The organism is Streptomyces sp. NBC_00576, assembly GCF_036345175.1.
GTDB lineage: Bacteria > Actinomycetota > Actinomycetes > Streptomycetales > Streptomycetaceae > Streptomyces.
Map to the genome: position 1 here is coordinate 602,940 of NZ_CP107780.1, position 18,444 is coordinate 621,383.

Genomic DNA, 18,444 nt, shown 5'->3' on the forward strand with positions numbered 1-18,444 from the left:
CCATGGCATTGCAGATCAGCGCCACCAACCCCGAGCACCCCGCACTCCTGCTCGAACTGCCGTGGCACCTCCCCCTGGAGGAGTGGCCCGACCACTACCTCGTGCCGCTGCCGCGCGGTATCTCCCGGCACGTCGTGCGCTACGCACGCGCCGGCGACGAGGTCATCGCCGTCAAGGAGCTGGCGGAACGCCCCGCCCTGCGCGAGTACGAGCTGCTGCGGGACCTGGACCGGCTCGGCATCCCTGCCGTCGACCCCCTCGCTGTGGTCACCGGGCGAGCCACCGACGAGGGCGGCGCCCTGGAACCGGTGCTGATCACCCGGCACCTCGGCGGCTCCATGCCGTACCGCTCGATGTTCGAGACGACGATGCGCCCGGCCACCATGCACCGTCTGATGGACGCGCTGGCCGTCCTGCTGGTCCGGCTCCATCTCGCCGGGTTCGCCTGGGGCGACTGTTCCCTGTCCAACACCCTCTTCCGGCGTGACGCGGGCGCGTACGCCGCGTACCTGGTCGACGCCGAGACGGGCGATCTGCACCCGCAGCTCAGCGACGGGCAGCGCGAGTACGACCTCGACCTCGCCCGCGTGAACATCAGCGGTGAGCTGCTGGACCTGGAGGCGTCCGGGGCGCTGCACCCCTCAGTGGACCCGATCGAGTTCGGTATGGAGATCTGCGCCCGCTACCAGCGCCTGTGGCAGGAGCTGACCCGCACCTCCGTCTACCCGGCGGGCAAGTACCACTACATCGAGCGCCGCATCCGACGCCTCAACGAGCTCGGTTTCGACGTGGCAGAGATGCAGATCGAGCACTCCTCGAACGGCGACACGGTGACCTTCGTACCGAAGGTCGTCGACGCCGGCCACCACCAGCGGCAGCTGCTGCGGCTGACCGGGCTCGACACCGAGGAGAACCAGGCGCGGCGGCTACTCAGCGACCTGGAGTCCTGGATGGCCACCCAGGACGACTACGAGCCGGGCGACCCCCTGGGCGCGAGCCCGGAGGTGCTGGCGCACCGGTGGGTGCGGGAGGTGTTCCGGCCGACCGTGCGGGAGGTGCCGCGCGAGCTGCGCGGGAACGTGGACCCGGCCGAGATCTACCACCAGCTCCTGGAGCACCGCTGGTACCTGTCCGAGCGGGCGCAGCACGACATCGGGCTGGACGAGGCGGTCAAGGACTACATCGTGAACATCCTGCCCAAGGCCCGCCAGGCGCTGCCCCTGCCGACGGACGAGGCGGCGCCGCCCGTCTGAGTCACTCGTGCGGGACCACGGCCACCGGGCAGTGCGCGTGGTGCAGTACGCCGTGGGCGACCGAGCCGATCCGCGCGCCCACGGCCGAGCGGTGGGCGCGCCGCCCCACGACCAGGAGCTGCGCCCGCGAGGCCACCGACAGCAGCACCTCCCCCGCGCTCCCCATCTCCAGGTGCTGAGTGACCGGCACCTCGGGGAAGCGCTCGCGCCACGGCTCCAGGGCGGCGGCGAGGGCGTTCCTCTCGTAGGGTTCCAGGCCGCCGGCCTCGTCGAGGAGCTTCATCGAGCCCGGGCTGTAGGCGAACACCGGCGGCAGGCTCCACGCCCGTACGGCGAGGACGCCGGCGCCGCGAGCCGCCGCGGCCTCGAACGCGAACCGCAGGGCCGGCGCGCTCTCTTCCGCGTCTCCCTGCTGGCCCACGACGACCTCACGCCCGGCGGCCTCGTCGGAGGCGCGGTCCTCCGCCCGTACGAGGACGACGGGCCGCTCGGACTCGGCGATCACGTGCTGCCCGACCGAGCCGAGCAGGAACCCTACGACGGCCCCGTGTCCACGGGAGCCGAGCACCAGCATCTCGGCCCGCGCGGCGGCCTCGGCGAGCGAGTCAGCAGCGCTGCCCTCGACCACGTCGACGGTCAGGTCCAGCTCCGGATGACGTTCGGCGACGCTCCGCGCGGCCTCGTCCACGCCCTCGCGCACCCACTGGTCGTGGGTCTCCCGGGTCGCGGCCCCGAACGCCTGGTCCGGGACCAGCTGCCAGGCGTGCACCACACGCAGCGCGAGGTTCCGGCGGACGGCCTCCCGGGCCGCCCAGGCCAGCGCGGCGTGACTTTCGGACGTTCCGTCCACCCCTGCCGTGATCGGGCGCGTCATACGGCTGCCTCCGTGTCGTGATCATGGATGCGTTCCGGGCCCAGTCTTCACTACTCTGCAAACATGACCTTGGAATGGGAACAAGTGATCGTGGACGCGGCGGACCCGGCGGCGCTGGGACGCTGGTGGACCGAGGCGCTCGGCTGGGCGGTCGTCGACGACTCCCCCGAGGAGTACGAGATCCGACCGACCCCGGACCGTATGCCCGGCCTGCTCTTCGTCCGCGTCCCGGAAGCGAAGTCCGTCAAGAACCGGCTGCACCTCGACTTCCGGCCCGAGGACCACCAGGCCGAGGTCGACCGTCTGCTGGCCCTCGGGGCGCGCCACGCGGACATCGGCCAGGGAGAGCAGTCCTGGACCACTCTGCTGGACCCGGAGGGCAACGAGTTCTGTGTGCTCGGCGCGCGGCGGAGCTGACCGAAGCACGGCGGGGCGATCGAACATACGATGGGGCAGAGACGGCGCGGCACCGGGCTGACGTCGCCCGGTGATCCAGACCGCTCGGGGTGGGAGACGTATGGCACAGGCCGCGGACGCAGCGCGGACCGTCATCATGACCGTGGACGACGACCCCGGGGTCTCCCGGGCCGTCGCCCGTGACCTGCGGCGGCGCTACGGCGAGTCGTACCGGATCGTGCGCGCGGAGTCCGGCGAGTCCGCGCTGGACGCGCTGCGGGAGCTGAAGCTGCGCGGCGATCTGGTCGCGGTGATCCTGGCCGACTACCGGATGCCCCAGATGAACGGCATCGAGTTCCTCGAACAGGCACTGGACGTCTATCCGGGCGCGCGGCGCGTGCTGCTCACCGCGTACGCGGACACGAACGCGGCGATCGACGCGATCAACGTCGTCGACCTGGACCACTACCTCCTCAAGCCCTGGGATCCACCGGAGGAGAAGCTCTATCCGGTGCTCGACGATCTCCTGGAGGCATGGCGGTGCAGTGACTTCCGACCCGTGCCGAGCACCAAGGTGGTCGGTCACCGCTGGTCGGCCCGCTCGTCGGACGTACGGGAGTTCCTGGCCCGCAACCAGGTGCCGTACCGCTGGTACTCCACCGAGGAACCCGAGGGGCAGCGGCTGCTCGCGGCCTGCGGCCAGGACGGGCAGCGGCTGCCGGTGGTGATCACGGCGGACGGTACGCATCTGGTCGAGCCGGAGGTGCCGGAACTGGCCGCGCAGGTGGGGCTGGCGACGACGCCCACGGCCGACTTCTACGACCTCGTCGTCATCGGCGGCGGGCCCGCCGGGCTGGGCGCGGCCGTGTACGGGGCCTCGGAGGGGCTGCGGACGGTACTGGTGGAGCGGTCGGCGACCGGCGGGCAGGCCGGGCAGAGTTCGCGGATCGAGAACTACCTGGGGTTCCCGGACGGGGTGTCCGGCGGCCAACTCACCGACCGGGCGCGGCGCCAGGCCACGAAGTTCGGCGCCGAGATCCTTTCCGCGCGCGAGGTGACCGGCCTGGAGGTGAGCGGCTCGGCGCGGCTCGTGCGGTTCGCGGACGGGTCGGCGATCGCCGCGCACAGCGTGATCCTGGCGACCGGTGTGTCGTACCGGCAGCTGGAGGCGCCGGGCGCCACCGAGCTGTCGGGGTGCGGGGTGTTCTACGGGTCGGCGCTGACCGAGGCCGCCGGCTGCCAGGGCCACGACGTGTACATCGTCGGCGGCGCCAACTCGGCCGGTCAGGCGGCGATGTACCTGTCCAGGGGCGCCAAGTCGGTCACGCTGCTGGTGCGCGGGGCGGACCTCACCGCGTCGATGTCGCACTACCTGATCCAGCAGATCGCCGAGTCGCCGAACATCTCGGTGCGGGCCGGCACGGTCGTGGAGGCCGCGCACGGCGGCGACCACCTGGAGCAGCTGACGTTGCGCGACACGGCGAGCGGGCAGACCGAACTGGTCGACGCGCAGTGGCTGTTCGTGTTCATCGGCGCGGCCCCGCTGACCGACTGGCTGGACGGCACGGTGCTGCGCGACGAGCGCGGGTTCATCCTCGCCGGGCCCGATCTGACCGCCGACGGGCGGCCACCGGCAGACTGGGAGCTGGACCGGCCGCCGTACCACCTGGAGACCAACATCCCCGGCGTGTTCGTCGCCGGGGACGCGCGCGCGGAGTCCGCCAAGCGGGTCGCGTCCGCCGTCGGAGAGGGAGCCATGGCCGTGATGCTCGTACACCGATATCTGGAGCAGTCGTGAGCGGCCGGTTGATGCCGTGCAGCCCCGCGGAGATCAGGGCCCTGTTCCTGTTCGAGAAGCTGACCGCCGAGCAGCTCGGCAGGCTGTGCAGCGAGGGCCGGGTCGAACTGTTCGACCCGGGGCCGGTGTACGCGGAGGGCGACCCTGCCACCTGCTTCTACGTGATGATCGAGGGCACGGTCGTCCTGTCGCGCCGGGTCGGCGCCGACGACGTCGAGGTGAACCGCACCTCCCAGTCCGGCGTGTACTCGGGAGCCATGCAGGCGTATCTCAGCGACGGGGAACCGCGGCGGTACCTGAACTCGATGCGGGTCACGGAACCGACGCGGTTCTTCGTGCTGTCCTCCGACTCGTTCGCGGCGTTCATGCAGGAGTATTTCCCGATGGCGGTCCATCTGCTGGAGGGGCTGTTCTACGGTTCGCAGACCACGCAGCGGGCAGTCGGGCAGCGTGAACGGCTCCTCGCGCTGGGCTCGTTGTCCGCCGGGCTGACGCATGAACTCAACAACCCGGCCGCCGCGGCCGTACGGGCCACGTCGTCGTTGCGCGACCGGGTGGCCCACATGCGGCAGAAGCTCGGGGTCATCGCCTCGGGCCCCTACCACCGCGATGCCCTGAAGTCCCTGGTCGACTTCCAGGAGCGTACGGCCGAGCGGGTCGCCAAGGCGCAGTCGCTGAGCCCGCTCGAAGCGTCCGACCGGGAGGACGAGCTCACCGACTGGCTCGACGACCACGGCATCCAGGGCGGCTGGCAGATCGCGCCGACCTTCGTGCAGGGCGGCCTCGACGTCGACTGGCTGGAGCAGGTCGCGGCGGCCGTCGACGAGGAGATCCTCCAGGCTGCCATCGGCTGGCTCAACTACACGGTCGAGACCGAGCTGTTGATGTCCGAGATCGAGGACTCCACCACCCGCATCTCGCACCTCGTCGACGCCGCCAAGCAGTACTCGCAGCTGGACCGCGCCCCCTACCAGGTCGCCGACGTGCACGAACTCCTCGACAGCACCCTGCTGATGCTGTCGGGGAAGATGGGTTCGCGCGTCAAGGTCGTGAAGGACTACGACCGTTCACTGCCGAGGATTCCGGCCTACCCCGCCGAGCTGAACCAGGTGTGGACCAACCTGATCGACAACGCGGTCTCCGCCATCAACAGTGCAGGCGGGGAAGGGACGTTGACCGTACGGACGGCACAGGTCCACGACCGGCTGCTGGTCGAGTTCCGCGACACGGGCCCGGGTGTGCCGGCGGAGATCCGCGGCCGGATATTCGACCCGTTCTTCACCACCAAACCGGTGGGCGAGGGGACGGGGCTGGGGCTCGACATCTCCTGGCGGATCGTCGTCAAAAAGCACCACGGTGACCTGAAGGTCGAGTCCGTACCCGGCGACACCCGCTTCCAGGTGCTGCTCCCCCTCACCGCCGTCGACCCCGATACCGACCCCGACCCGGCCGGGGTCTCCGTCCCGGCCCAGGAGCCGTCATGACCAAGGACACCGGAATCGACCCCAGCGTCCCGCCCAGCGGTGCCGGATGCGTCGAGTGCGACGCCGACGGCGGCTGGTGGTTCCATCTGCGGCGCTGCGCCCAGTGCGGCCACATCGGCTGCTGCGACGACTCGCCCGCCAAGCACGCCACCGGCCACTTCCGGGACACCGGCCATCCGGTGATCCGCAGTTACGAGCCGGGCGAGGCCTGGTTCTGGAACTTCGAGACGTCCGAGCTGTACGAGTCCGGTCCGGTCCTGGCTCCCCCGGCCAGCCATCCGGCCGACCAGCCCACGCCGGGACCGGCGGGCCGGGTGCCGGCGAACTGGGCGGAGACGTTGCGCTGAGCCCTGGCCGGCCAGGGCTGTCAGTGGTGCATGACAGGATTCATCTGTGCCGCAGAACCTGTTCAACACTCCACTCATCGGCCGTGACGACGAGCTGACCCGTCTCGCCGGTGTGCTGGATCGCGCCCGTGTCCGTGAGGCCCGTGCCGTGCTCATCGCCGGGGACGCCGGGGTGGGCAAGACACGGGTGCTGGCGGAGGCCGCCGGGCGGGCCTCGGACAACGGTATGACCGTGCTCACGGGGCACTGTGTCGATCTCGGTGACGTCGGCCTGCCGTATCTGCCGTTCACCGAGATCCTGGGGGTGCTGGCCGCCGACGAGCGGTTCGCCGGGGCCCTTGCCGCGCATCCCGTGGTCGGGCGGCTGCTCGGTGGCGGGGCGGCGGACGGGGCGCGGGACGCCGGTGGGCGGCTGCGGCTGTTCGAGGGGATGGCCGGGCTGCTGGCCGCTGTCACCGAGTTCGCTCCCCTGCTGCTCGTCCTGGAGGACCTGCACTGGGCCGACCAGTCCTCGCGGGATCTGCTGCGGTTCCTGCTCAGCCGGGGCGTGCTCCAGGGGTCGGCGGGCGGCGCGCCCGGCCACCGGCTCGCGGTGTTCGCGTCGTACCGCGCGGACGACCTCCATCGACGTCATCCGCTGCGCCCGCTGCTGGCGGAGCTGGTGCGGCTGCCCGCCGTGGAAAGGCTGGAGCTGCGGCCGATGGCCGACCCCGAGGTGGCCCGGCTGGTGCGTGCCCTGGGCGAGGAGTCGCTGCCGGACACGACCGTGCGGCGGATCGTCGAGCGGGCCGAGGGCAACGCCTTCTATGCGGAGGAGTTGCTCGCCGCCACCGACACGGAGTCGGGCGGGGTACCCAGCGGGCTCGCCGACGTTCTCCTGATCCGCTTCGAGCAACTGTCCGACACCGCCCAGCAGGTGCTGCGTACCGCCGCCGTCGCCGGGCGGCGCGTCGAGCACGAGCTGCTGAGCGACGCCGTCCGACTGCCGGAGGACGAGCTGGAGTCGGCGCTGCGCGAGGCGGTCGGGCGGCAACTCCTCGTCCCCGGTGAGGGCGACACGTACTCCTTCCGGCACGCGCTCGCCCGCGAGGCCGTCTACGCCGACCTGCTGCCGGGCGAGCGGTCCCGGTTGCACGGGGCGTTCGCGCGGCTGCTGGCCGGACGGGGCCGCTTGGCCGAGAGTGCGGCGGAGCGCGCGCACCACTACCGGGAGAGCCACGACCTGGCCGAGGCGCTCAAGGCGTCGCTGGAGGCCGCCGATCACGCCGATCGCGTGGGCGCGCCCGCGGAGGAGCTGCGGCATCTGGAGGCCGCCCTCGACATGTGGTCGGCGGTGGAGGCGGGCGCCCGTCCCACGGGCGAGGGCCTGGACACGGTGACGCTGATGCTGCGGGCGTCGGCCGCGGCGGCGCGCGCCGGGGAGTCGCACCGCGCGGTGTCGCTGACCCGGGCGGCGCTCGCCGGAGTCGGCCGGGACACGGACGCCGAACTCGCGGCCCGCGTCCGCTACACGCTCGCCGACAACCTGATGAGCATCGACCACCTGTCGGCGGCGTTCGCGTACAGCAGCGAGGCGCTCGCCCTGATCCCGGCCGAGCCGCCGTCGCGGACGTGGGTGTGGGCGGCGGCCACCCATGTCATGGCGGCACGGCAGATGGGCGACAACGACACCGCGCTGCGGATCGCCCGGCAGGCCCTCTCTGTCGCCGAGGAGCTTCACGCCCTCGACGCGCAGGCCGACCTCATGATCTCCGTGGCCGGTCTCGAAGCAGGGGGCCGTCGCACGCCCAAGGCACGTGAGCGGTTCCTGGAAGCCCGGGAACTGGCCCGGCGGTCGGGCTGTACACCGGTGGAGATGCGCGCGCTGTTCAGTCTCGCGATCGGCTGCTTCGAGTCCGGTCTGCTGGAGGAAAGCCTGCCGTGGCTCTCCGAAGGCCTGGACCGCGCCCGGCGCGTCGGTCTCCTCTCCTCGCCCTACCCACTGGAGATGCGCTATCTGCACTCCTTGGTCCTGTACACGCTGGGCCGTTGGGACGAGTGCGCCCGCGCTGCCGCGACCGACACCGAGCTGCTCCCCACAGCCGCCGGTTACGTGGCGGGGCCTTCGCTGTACGTGGCGCTGGCCCGCGGTGACCTGGTCGCCGCCGACCGCGCCCGGGCCCTCCTCGACGGCCCGTTCGACTGGATGACCACGCTGGTCACGAGCATCGTGCTCACGGACGCCGCCGCCCTGGCAGGGGACCCCGAGGCGGCCGTGGAGCGCGTGCACAGCACGGTGAAGGCGCTCACCGACGACACCGGGGCACGTCCGGAGGTCGCGGTCCGGCTCGCCGCCCTCGCCCTGGCCGCCGTCGCCGACACAGCCACCCGCCTTCGCCGGTCCGGCGACGAGACGGGGACCCTGCGGTGGACGGACACGGCGGCCGAACTGCTGGAGCTGGCCCGGACCCGTGGCGCGATCGGCCGCGACGGCGCCCCGCAGGGCCCGGAGGGACACGCCTGGCTGGCCCGTGCGGAGGCGGAGTGGGCCCGGGCGACGGGCGGTCCGGATGCCGAGGCGTGGGAGCGGGCGGTGACGGCGTTCGACTTCGGCGAGGTCTACGAACAGGCGCGCTGCAGAAGGCGGTTCGCCGAGGCCCTGTTGGCGGACGGCCGCCGTGAGGAGGCGCTCGCACAGGCCCGCGCGGCCCGCGAGACGGCGGTACGTCTGGGCGCCACGCCCCTCCTCCAGGACGTGGACGCCCTGATCCGCCGCGGTCGGCTCACGGATCCCTCCCCGGACGATGATCCCGGGGCGGCGTCGACGCCCCTCACCGCTCGCGAGCAGGACGTCCTGCGGCTGCTCGCCCTCGGCCGCAGCAACCGTCAGATCGGCGAGGAACTGTTCATCAGCGGCAAGACGGCCAGCGTCCACGTCTCCAACATCCTGGCCAAGCTGGGCGCCGCGAGCCGCGGGGAGGCGGTGGCGGTCGCCTACCGGGAGGGGCTGATCCCGGCGGCCTCGAAGGCGGAGACCAAAGAGACCGAGGCGGGGCCGACGCCTGGCAGAGGCTGACCCCGAAGTCCTGTCCTGCCCTACTACTGGTCCGCCCTGATGAAGGACCGGATCGCTGTCGCCGCCGCCCCTCGCGCCCACTCCTCGAAGGGCAGCGGCCGGGTCAGCAGCTCGCAGCGGGCGGCGGATCCGAAGGCGGTGGCGGTGAAGGCGTCGCGGATCTGCTCGGCGAACAGGTCGTACGCGGCCAGTCCCTCGCCGGAGATGATCACGCGCTCAGGGCCGAGCAGGTTGGCCACGGTCGCGATGCCCCGGCCGATCGCCTCACCGGCCCGCGTGTACACCTCCCGTACTCCGGGGTGGCCCGCGTGGGCCAGGGCGACGGCCTCGGCGCTGCCGGTGATCGAGGTGCCCGTGACCTCCCGGACCCTGGCGACGATCTCCGCGTCCCCCGCGAACGCCTGCAGGCAGCCGCGCTTGCCGCAGTGGCAGGGCGGGCCCGCCGGATCGACGACGACGTGCCCGATCTCACCGGCCACTCCCTGCGCCCCCGCGACCACGCGCCCGTGGACCACGAGCCCGCAGCCGATACCCGCGCCGACGGTCACCAGCGCGAAGTCGGACAGCCCCACGCCGGCGCCGAACCACTGCTCGGCGACGGTGAGCGCACGCACGTCGTTGTCGACCGTGACGGGCAGCCCCGTCGTCATGGCGGCCAGTTCCGCGAGCGGCACGTCACGCCACTCCAGGAACGGCGAGTAGCGTATGGCGCCCTCGGTGCGGTCGACCTCTCCGGCGACGGCGATGCCGCAGCCCAGTACCGGCACCCCGAAGCCGTCCGCCTCGGTGAGCAGCTCCCCCACCAGCTCCGCGACCGAGACCAGCACCGCCTTGGGGATACGGTCGGGCAGCGGGAGGTCACGGGCGACACGGACGCGGCAGCACAGGTCGGTGAGCACCCCGAAGATCTCATCACCGGTGATCTTGATGCCGATGAACAGTGCCCGTCCGCCGTCGACGCGCACGAGGTTCGCGGGCCGCCCCAGCGCCGGACGGGTCTCGACGTCCGCGTCCTCGACCAGATAGCCGGCCTCGATCAGCGGACGGACCGCCTTCGTGACGGCGGCGGCGGACAGCCCCGCGCGCCGGGCCGCGTCGGCGCGGGTGAGCGGGCCGTGGGACAGGACCGTGGTGAAAATCTGCGAGGCGGCCGGCGTGTGAGCCGGAAACACCTCGGCACGGTAGGTCGAGGGCATGGTCCGGAACCTAGATCGCTTATTTTCCCCTGTCAATGAAAGAAGCATCGATGAGATGAACCATCGACGGAGCCCCATCTAGACTTGTGAAAGACCGATACAGGCATCCCATTGACACATGATCCATGGTCGCGCTTGGCTTCGCCGAGCAACGCCAGTTCCACGAACGTGAGGCACCATGCCGCTGATCTCCCACTCCCCGGACACCGGGGTCTGGCTGCTGACCACCCCGCGCACGTCGTACGCGCTGCGGATCGACGAGAGCGGCGCGCCGTGTCATCTCGCGTGGGGGCCTCGGCTGACCCTGACGGAGGCGGGCGCGCTCGTTCCTCCGGCGCAGGACACGGCGAGCAGCTTCGAGGGACGGCCTCCGGTGGGCGAGGAACTCCCCGTCGACGGCGGCACCCGCTACGGCCCGCCCTCGCTCCAGGTCCGGTACGCGGACTCCTCCCGCGGCTTCGAATGGGTGCCGACCGGTCACCGCGTCCTCGAACCGGCGCCCGGGGCGAGCGAGTTGGTACTGGAGTTCCGCGACCGCCTCTACCCCCTCGATGTCACGCTGCACTACACGGTCCGCGCCGACACGGACGTCGTCGAGCGCCGGACCGTGGTGCGCAACGCCGGTGACGAACACGTCGACCTGCTGCGCGCCGACTCCGCCGCCTGGACGCTGCCGCCGCTGAGCGACTACCGGCTCAGCCATGTCACCGGCCAGTGGTCGGCCGAGAGTCAACTGCGGCGCGACACACTGCCGTTCGGCGAGACGGTGCTGACCAGCCGGCGCGGGATCACCAGCCACCACGCCAACCCATGGGTGATGCTCGACTCGGGTGAGGCGACGGAGGAGCACGGCCGGGTGTGGAGCGCCGCCCTTGCCTGGAGCGGGAGTTGGCGCATCACCGCGCAGCGCACCCCCGACGGGCTGGCCGGGTTCACCGGGGGCGTCGGCCACGAGGGGACCAGCGTTCCGCTGGCGCCGGGTGAGGAGTTCACCACGCCGGTGTTCGCCGGGCTGTGCACGGACGGCGGGTTCGGGGCGGCGAGCCGTGCCTGGCACACGTACACGACGACCCATGTGCTGCCCCGGGCACGGGAGTTGGCGCCGGTGCTCTACAACTCGTGGGAGGCCACCGGCTTCGACGTCGACGAGGCGAGCCAGAAGGCGCTGGCCGAGCGGGCCGCGCTGCTCGGAGTGGAGCTGTATGTCGTCGACGACGGCTGGTTCGGGGCGCGGCGCAGTGACCGGGCGGGGCTGGGCGACTGGACGCCGACGCCGGAGCGCTTCCCCGAGGGGCTCAAGCCGCTGGCGGACTCGGTGCACCGGCTCGGGATGCGGTTCGGGATCTGGGTCGAGCCGGAGATGGTCAATCCGGACAGCGCGCTGTACCGCGAGCACCCCGACTGGGTGCTGCACGTTCCCGGGCGGGCCCGGACCGAGATGCGCAACCAGCTCGTCCTGAACTTCGCGCGGGACGAGGTGGCCGAGTGGGCGTACGGCTGGCTTACCCGGCTGGTCGGGGACCACGGCGTCGACTTCCTCAAGTGGGACATGAACCGCTCCTTCGGCGAGTCGGGCTGGCCGGGACAGCGGGACGGCAACGACCGGCTGTGGACGCGGTACGTGGCGAACCTGTACGACGTCATCGACCGGCTGCGCGCCGACCATCCCGGGCTGCGGGTGGAGACGTGCAGTGGCGGCGGTGGCCGGATCGACCTCGGCATCCTCTCGCGTACGGACCAGGCGTGGACGTCCGACAACACGGACGCCGTGGACCGGCTGGTGATCCAGCACGGGTTCGGGCAGGTGTATCCGGCGCGCGCCATGTCGGCGTGGGTGACCGACGTGCCCAATCAGCTGACGGCACGTTCGGTGCCGCTGCGGTTCCGTTTCCATGCGGCGATGTGCGGGCTGCTCGGCATCGGCGGTGATCTCACGCGCTGGTCCCAGGAGGAGCTCGCGGAGGGTGCGGCGCTGGTCGCCGAGTACAAGAAGGTGCGGCATCTGGTGCAGCACGGTGAGCTGTACCGGCTGTCGGGGCCGCTCGGGGAGGAGCCGACGGTCGTGCAGTACGTCGGCGAGGACGCGGCCGAGTCCCTGGTGCTGGGCTTCCGGTACGGCCCTCGGCACGGTCTTCCGCGGATTCCGGTGCGGCTGCCGGGTCTGACGCCCGGTGCTCGGTACCGGGACGCGCGCACGGGCGTCGTCCACCATGCGAACGTGCTCGGCGAGTACGGGATGCGGCTCGATCTCGCGCCCGGCGACTGGTCCAGCACGGCTGTGCACCTGGTGCGAGTCCAGGAGTCTTAGCCGGCCTGTTCCCCGGTCGGCTGTCGTCGGCCGGGGAACTGCGGCGCCCTGGCCGGGCGTTACAGGGGCAACGCCCCCATGGGGGCACGAACCACGACCCCAGGGCAGGCGCGATGAGCGAGTTGGTCCCCGGGGGCAACACGCCCCTTCCGGGCGGTACCCTCACGCTCCGGGTGCCGGGCCCCTTCGACGTGAGCGCGCTGGTGACGGGCGACGGCGGCAAGGTCGGCGGCGACGCCGACTTCGTGTTCTACAACCAGCCGACGGCCCCGGGCGCCCGGCTGCGCGGCGACACTCTCACCGTCGACCCGGCGGCTCTGCGCCCCGGCGCCACCCGCGTCACGGTGGTGGTCAGCGCCGCCGACTCCGGTACGGCGCTGGGCGGGCTGCCCGCGCCCACACTCCAGGTCACCGGCCCCGGTGGCCGCGCGCTGGCCCGGTTCACACCGCCGCGCCCGCAGCGGGAGACGGTACTGCTGCTCGCGGAGCTGTACCGGCGGGGCCCGGGCTGGAAGCTGCGGGCGCTGGGCCAGGGTTACGCGGACGGGCTGGCGGGCCTCGCCCGGGACTTCGGGGTGGAGGTCGCGGACGATATCTCCACGGCCTCGACCTCGGCAGGCGCCCCGGCCCACCACCCCTCGCCGTTCCCGGCGGCGGGTGTACCCCTACGTACACCGTCCCGCTGGTCCGACGCCGCGTCCCGGTTGTCGGGCGCGGCCTCTCGTCTGTCGGAGGCGGCTGTTTCGCGCCGGTCGCGGTCGACGGGCGCTCCGCCACCGGTCGGCACTGCCGGGTCGGTTCCCCCTGCCGCCGCGTGGCCGGGTTCGGTGTCTCCCGTCGCGCCCACCGGAACCCCGGGCTCACTCGCCCCCACCGACGGGTTTCTCACCCTCGTCAACTCCGCCCGGGCCACCGCCGGTTCTCCGCCTGTCTCCCTGGACGCACGGCTCTCCGCCGCCGCACAGGCGCACGCCGCCGACATGGCCTCGGCCGGCCGCCTCGGCACCGAGAGCCGGGACGGCACCTCCATCCACCAGCGTGTCACCGCCGCCGGGTACACGTATCTGACGGTCGGCGAGCATCTGGTCTCCGGGCCGCGTACGCCCGAGGAGTTCGTCGACTACTGCCTGCGCACGGAGCAGGCCCGGCGTACCCTGCACGACCCGGCGTTCACACAGGTCGGCCTGGCGTACGTCACCGGGTCCGGCACGGGCGACACGTACTGGACCGCCCTCTGGGCCCGGCCCCTCCTGCCCGGAGATCTTGAACGAACCGCCGCCGAGGTCACGGATCTCACCAACCGGGAGCGCGCCCGGGCCGGGCTGCCGCAGCTGGCCTCCGACTTCCTGCTCACCCGTGCCGCGCAGGCGCACAGTACGGACATGGTGGTCCGCGCGTTCTATTCGCATACCGGGCCCGACGGCAGCCAGCCGTGGGACCGGGCCGCCGCGGCGGGGTCCACGCGGCGGACGATCGGCGAGAACATCGCGTGCGGCCAGCGCTCCCCCGCCGAGGTCGTGGACGGGTGGATGAACAGCCCCGGGCACCGTGCCAACATCCTCAAACGGGAGTTCACACACATAGGCATCGGTTTCGCGGGTGGCGGCAAGGCGGGCACATACTGGACCCAGCTCTTCGGCGCCTGAACGCCCCCTCGGCGGTCCCGGCCCGGCTATGGCTTGCGTGCGACGCCGCCCAGGGCGATCACCTCGCCGGTCGCGGCGGCCGTCCCGGGATCGGGGCGCCAGTCGGTGATGGGGACGACGCCAGGGGCCAGCAGCTCCAGTCCGTCGAAGAAGCCCGCGAGTTGCTGCGGGCTCCTCAGGTAATAGGGGACGGCCCCGCTCTCGTTGTAGAGCCGGGTGGCCTCGGCGTTGGCCCTGTTGGTGTCCACGCTGTCGTTGAAGGCGAAGAAACTGCCCGGCGGCAGAGCGTCCAACAGCGCCCGGACGATGGCCCGCGCCTCGTCGTAGTCTGCGATGTGCCCGCTGACCTGCATCAGCGTGAGTGCGACCGGCCGGCTGAGGTCCAGGGTCCGGGCCGCTTCCCGCAGGACGGTGTCGGGGTCGTGCAGGTCGGCGTCGACGTAGTCGGTCACGCCCTCGGGCGAGCTGGTGAGCAGCGCCTCGGCGTGGGTCAGGACCAGGGGGTCGTTGTCCACGTAGACGATGCGGGCGTCGGGAGCGACCCGCTGGGCGATCTCGTGGGTGTTGTCCGCCGTGGGCAGGCCCGTGCCGATGTCGAGGAACTGGCGGATCCCGGCCTCGCCGGCCAGCCGGCGTACGGCACGGCCGAGGAAGGCCCGGGAGTCGCGGGCGAGGTCGGTGATGCCGGGGAAGATCTCGTGAAAGGCGTCGCCCGCCTGGTGGTCGACCGGGTAGTTGTCCTTGCCGCCGAGCCAGTAGTTCCAGATCCGGGCCGAGTGCGGCACCGTCGTGTCGATCTTCTCCGGCGTCTGCGTGCCGTGGGCGGACGAGTCCTGCGTCACCGGGCAACCTCCTTGTAGGGAAACGTAGTTGGCCCTGCCCTACAACGTAGCGTCACGGGCACCGCCGACGTCGGATCGTCCGGACGCAAGAGCGCTCTTCAGGCCTCGTTTCGCCCGGACCTCCCCCTTCCGCGCGTTCTGTTGGCGGAACGACACCCTCCGGGACACGATGCCCGCATGAAGGGTGACCTCTTTTCCAGTGAGTACATGGTTCAGCCGGCCACAGCGCCCGGGATGACCGTCGAGAACGCCAAGTCCATCAAGTACGCAGTCAATGGCGAGATGTTCGCCCGCCAGGGCGCGATGATCGCCTTCCGCGGCAACCTCCAGTTCGAGCGCAAGGGGCAGGGCGTCGGCGGCATGCTGAAGCGTGCGGTCACGGGTGAGGGGCTGCCATTGATGACGGTGCGCGGGCAGGGCGAGGCGTGGTTCGCGCACGAGGCGCAGAACTGTTTCGTCGTCGACATCGACCCGGGCGACGTCTTCACGGTCAACGGCCGCAACGTGCTGTGTTTCGACGCGTCGCTGACGTACGAGATCAAAACCGTGAAGGGGGCGGGGATGAGCGGCGGGGGCCTGTTCAACAGCGTCTTCACCGGGCAGGGGCGGCTGGGGCTGGTCTGCGAGGGCAATCCGCTGGTGATACCGGTCTCGCCGCAGTATCCGGTGTACGTCGACACGGACGCGGTCGTCGGCTGGACAGCCAATCTCCAGACGTCGCTGCACCGTTCGCAGTCCTTCGGCTCGATGATCCGGGGCGGCTCCGGCGAGGCCGTCCAACTGATGCTCCAGGGCGAGGGGTTCGTCGTCGTAAGGCCGAGTGAGGCGACTCCGCAGAAGCCCCAACAGCACTGACGCCACCGCAACCCGCGTCCCGGAACGTGATCTGCGTCGCATAGGCAACCTCGCGGCCGTTGCCACCGTCTTGATCGACGACACCAACAACAGCAAGGCGCCACCCCGCCCCGGCCCGACCGGCCGGGGCGAACTTTCGGCGCACTATACGCACCGTGTATACGCTGAGCGTATACCGAAGGGACTGCATGTACGGCAAGGCATTCGCCCCGGAGTACCAGGGCGCGCTCACCAGCCTCTCGGTGAACTCCTCCCTGGTCGACGTACTCGCCGCGGGCACCGAGCAGTTGGCCGCCGCCGAGCGGGCCGGGCGGCGCGGCGAGGCCGCCCGTTCCGGACTCGCGGTCGCGGAGGCGCACCGGCGGCTCGGACAGGTGGGCGACGCGGACCGGGCCTGGAAAGCGAGTTACCGCGCGGCCCGGGCGGCCGGGGACACGGCGGCGATGGCGTGGGCGCTGTGGAGCGGCGGCACGCTGGCCCGGCAGCGCGGCGCGTTCGCGCTGGCCCGGCGGTTGCTGGGGCTGGCCGCCGAACTCGGTGAGCGCGGCGGCGACATCGTCGTACGCGGCTACTCGCTCGCGGGGCTGGCCGAAACCGGGCGTATCCAGGGCGACTACGAGGCGGTCGGCCGCCTGCACGAGCAGTTGCTCGCCGAGGCGCGCAGGCGCGGTGAGGCGCGGCACACGGTGTGGGCGCTGGAGGGCATCGCGCAGATGCACCGCAACACCGGCTCGTACGACAGCGCGTACGCCATGTTCGAGGAGGCGGCCGGGATCTCCGCGCGGGCCGACGACCGGCGCGGGCACGCCTGGGCCTTACGCGGGCTCGCCGACATCGTGTCCGTGCGCGACGGGGACACGGAACGTGCCCTCGCGCTGCTCTCGGAGGCGGAGGAGAGCTGCACGGCGATGAACCTGTCCAGCGCGCTCGCCTACAACCACAAGATGCGCGGCAACGTCCTCTACCGCGCCGGGCGTTACGCCGAGGCACGTGACCTGTACCGCCAGGCCCTGGCGGAGTTCCGCGCCATGAGCGAGCCGCGTGGCGAGGCGCTGTCGCGGCTGGGACTGGCCAAGTCGCTGGCCCGACTTGGCCGCGACCGCGCCGAGACGGCCGAGGAACTGGCCGACCTGGCTCGCGAGTTGGAACGCATAGGTCTGCGCCACGCCCGCGCGATGGTGGCGCGGGCGCAGGCCGAACTCGGCCTCGACACGGACCCGGAGGCCGCACGATGACGCCGCGGGGCTTCGAGGCCCTGGCACCGGCAGCCCCGTCCGTGCCCCGACTCCTCGACCGGTGCCGAGACCTGGTGCGGCCGGCGCTCACCGAGGCCGTCGGGCGGCTGCATCCCTGGCTGGGCGAGATGGCCGCGTACTCCTTCGGCTGGTGCGAGGTGGGCGGTGCGCCCGTCGACGCGTCCGGTGGGAAGGGCGTACGGCAGGCACTGGCCGTGCTCGGTGCGGAGGCGGCCGGGGCGCCCGGACGGGCCGGGGTCGCGGCGGCGGTCGCGGTGGAGCTGGTGCACACCTTCTCGCTGCTGCACGACGACATCATGGACGGCGATCCGACCCGGCGCCGCCGCGCCACGGTGTGGAAGGCGTACGGCACCGGTCCGGCCGTGCTCGCCGGCGATGCACTGTTCGCGCTGGCCGTCGAGACCCTCGCTCGGACGCCGGGCGGCCCGGCGGGGACGCGGTCGCTGTCGGCGGCGCTGACGGACGTGGTGTCCGGGCAGGCCGACGACCTGCTGTTCGCGGCCCGTCCGTGGACCGGGCCCGAGCGGGTGCGGCCCGAGGAGTACCGGAGGATGGCCGAACGCAAGACGGGCGCCCTGCTCGGCTGCGCGCTCTCCCTGGGAGCCGCGCTGGGCGGCGCCCCGCCGGCGACGACGGCCGCGCTGGAGCGGGTGGGACGACACGCCGGGACCGCCTTCCAGATGGTCGACGACGTGCTGGGCATCTGGGGCGACCCCGCTGTCACCGGCAAGCCCGTCCACGGCGATCTCCGGGAGCGCAAGAAGTCGTACCCGGTACTGGCCGCGCTCGACGCGCCCGTCCCGGCCGCCCGGCGGCTCGCCGCGCTGCTGGAGTCCGTCGACGCGCCCGACGAGGCACTCGCGCGTCGGGCGGCGGTGCTCGTCATGGAGGCGGGGGGCCGTACAGCGGCCCTGGCGGAGGCCCGCCGGCACCTCGCGGCGGTCGAAAGCGGCCTGGACGAACTGCCCTTGTCGGGGCCGGCGGTCGGCGAGCTGCGGGCGCTGCTGGGCTTTTTGGCGCGCCGCGAGCTGTGAGCCGGGCGGAGGATGCGGTGGAGAGATCGTGTGCGGGCCGTCACGTCAGGGCCAGTGAATGGCCCCCATTTCTTCGCACACCTGCTCGCCGCAGATGAAT

Annotated in this window: 14 protein-coding genes; 11 read left to right on the forward strand and 3 right to left on the reverse strand. The window is 72.1% G+C overall.

What is annotated here, in order from left to right; translation table 11 throughout:
* Positions 1 to 2 precede the first annotated feature (2 nt).
* On the forward strand, positions 3 to 1,253 hold the full coding sequence (locus OG734_RS02585; RefSeq protein ID WP_330285825.1) for a DUF4032 domain-containing protein: 1,251 nt from the start codon (positions 3 to 5) through the stop codon (positions 1,251 to 1,253).
* Position 1,254: 1 nt separating this feature from the next.
* On the opposite strand, the gene OG734_RS02590 is transcribed toward OG734_RS02585, so the two are convergent.
* Positions 1,255 to 2,127, reverse strand: coding sequence for a universal stress protein (locus tag OG734_RS02590; protein WP_330285826.1), 873 nt, complete (start codon positions 2,125 to 2,127; stop codon positions 1,255 to 1,257).
* A 63-nt stretch (positions 2,128 to 2,190) separates the two neighbouring features.
* Between OG734_RS02590 and OG734_RS02595 the strand changes: the two genes are divergently transcribed.
* From OG734_RS02595 to OG734_RS02615, 5 genes are all read left to right on the forward strand, one after another.
* Positions 2,191 to 2,544: a VOC family protein gene (locus tag OG734_RS02595; RefSeq protein WP_330285827.1), complete on the forward strand. Its 354-nt coding sequence runs from the start codon at positions 2,191 to 2,193 to the stop codon at positions 2,542 to 2,544.
* Between the two features lie 100 nt (positions 2,545 to 2,644).
* A complete protein-coding gene (locus OG734_RS02600) occupies positions 2,645 to 4,321 on the forward strand; it encodes an FAD-dependent oxidoreductase (RefSeq protein WP_330285828.1) in 1,677 nt (558 codons plus the stop codon).
* Positions 4,318 to 5,805, forward strand: coding sequence for an ATP-binding protein (locus OG734_RS02605; RefSeq protein ID WP_330285829.1), 1,488 nt, complete (start codon positions 4,318 to 4,320; stop codon positions 5,803 to 5,805). Before OG734_RS02600 ends, OG734_RS02605 begins: the two co-directional genes overlap by 4 nt.
* Positions 5,802 to 6,152 carry a UBP-type zinc finger domain-containing protein gene (locus OG734_RS02610; RefSeq protein WP_330285830.1) on the forward strand — a complete coding sequence of 117 codons (351 nt, stop codon included), beginning with the start codon at positions 5,802 to 5,804 and terminating at the stop codon, positions 6,150 to 6,152. Before OG734_RS02605 ends, OG734_RS02610 begins: the two co-directional genes overlap by 4 nt.
* 46 nt (positions 6,153 to 6,198) lie before the next feature.
* Positions 6,199 to 9,207, forward strand: a complete 3,009-nt coding sequence (locus tag OG734_RS02615) for a helix-turn-helix transcriptional regulator (protein WP_330285831.1) — start codon at positions 6,199 to 6,201, stop codon at positions 9,205 to 9,207.
* Between the two features lie 23 nt (positions 9,208 to 9,230).
* On the opposite strand, the gene OG734_RS02620 is transcribed toward OG734_RS02615, so the two are convergent.
* Positions 9,231 to 10,403: an ROK family transcriptional regulator gene (locus tag OG734_RS02620; protein ID WP_330285832.1), complete on the reverse strand. Its 1,173-nt coding sequence runs from the start codon at positions 10,401 to 10,403 to the stop codon at positions 9,231 to 9,233.
* A gap of 178 nt (positions 10,404 to 10,581) precedes the next feature.
* Here OG734_RS02620 and OG734_RS02625 point away from each other — a divergent pair, with 178 nt between their 5' ends.
* Positions 10,582 to 12,711, forward strand: a complete 2,130-nt coding sequence (locus OG734_RS02625) for an alpha-galactosidase (RefSeq protein ID WP_330285833.1) — start codon at positions 10,582 to 10,584, stop codon at positions 12,709 to 12,711.
* A gap of 113 nt (positions 12,712 to 12,824) precedes the next feature.
* Positions 12,825 to 14,357, forward strand: a complete 1,533-nt coding sequence (locus tag OG734_RS02630) for a CAP domain-containing protein (RefSeq protein WP_330285834.1) — start codon at positions 12,825 to 12,827, stop codon at positions 14,355 to 14,357.
* 26 nt (positions 14,358 to 14,383) lie between these two features.
* Here the strand turns inward: OG734_RS02630 and OG734_RS02635 are convergent, their stop codons facing one another.
* Positions 14,384 to 15,199: an SAM-dependent methyltransferase gene (locus OG734_RS02635; protein WP_330285835.1), complete on the reverse strand. Its 816-nt coding sequence runs from the start codon at positions 15,197 to 15,199 to the stop codon at positions 14,384 to 14,386.
* A 177-nt stretch (positions 15,200 to 15,376) separates the two neighbouring features.
* Between OG734_RS02635 and OG734_RS02640 the strand changes: the two genes are divergently transcribed.
* The 3 genes from OG734_RS02640 to OG734_RS02650 all read left to right on the forward strand — a co-directional run bounded on the left by OG734_RS02640 (position 15,377) and on the right by OG734_RS02650 (position 18,344).
* Positions 15,377 to 16,054, forward strand: a complete 678-nt coding sequence (locus tag OG734_RS02640) for an AIM24 family protein (protein WP_330285836.1) — start codon at positions 15,377 to 15,379, stop codon at positions 16,052 to 16,054.
* Positions 16,055 to 16,242: 188 nt separating this feature from the next.
* Positions 16,243 to 17,289 carry a tetratricopeptide repeat protein gene (locus OG734_RS02645; protein ID WP_330285837.1) on the forward strand — a complete coding sequence of 349 codons (1,047 nt, stop codon included), beginning with the start codon at positions 16,243 to 16,245 and terminating at the stop codon, positions 17,287 to 17,289.
* Entirely contained in the window at positions 17,286 to 18,344 is a 1,059-nt protein-coding gene (locus OG734_RS02650) for a polyprenyl synthetase family protein (RefSeq protein ID WP_330285838.1), read from the forward strand. Before OG734_RS02645 ends, OG734_RS02650 begins: the two co-directional genes overlap by 4 nt.
* Positions 18,345 to 18,444 lie beyond the last annotated feature (100 nt).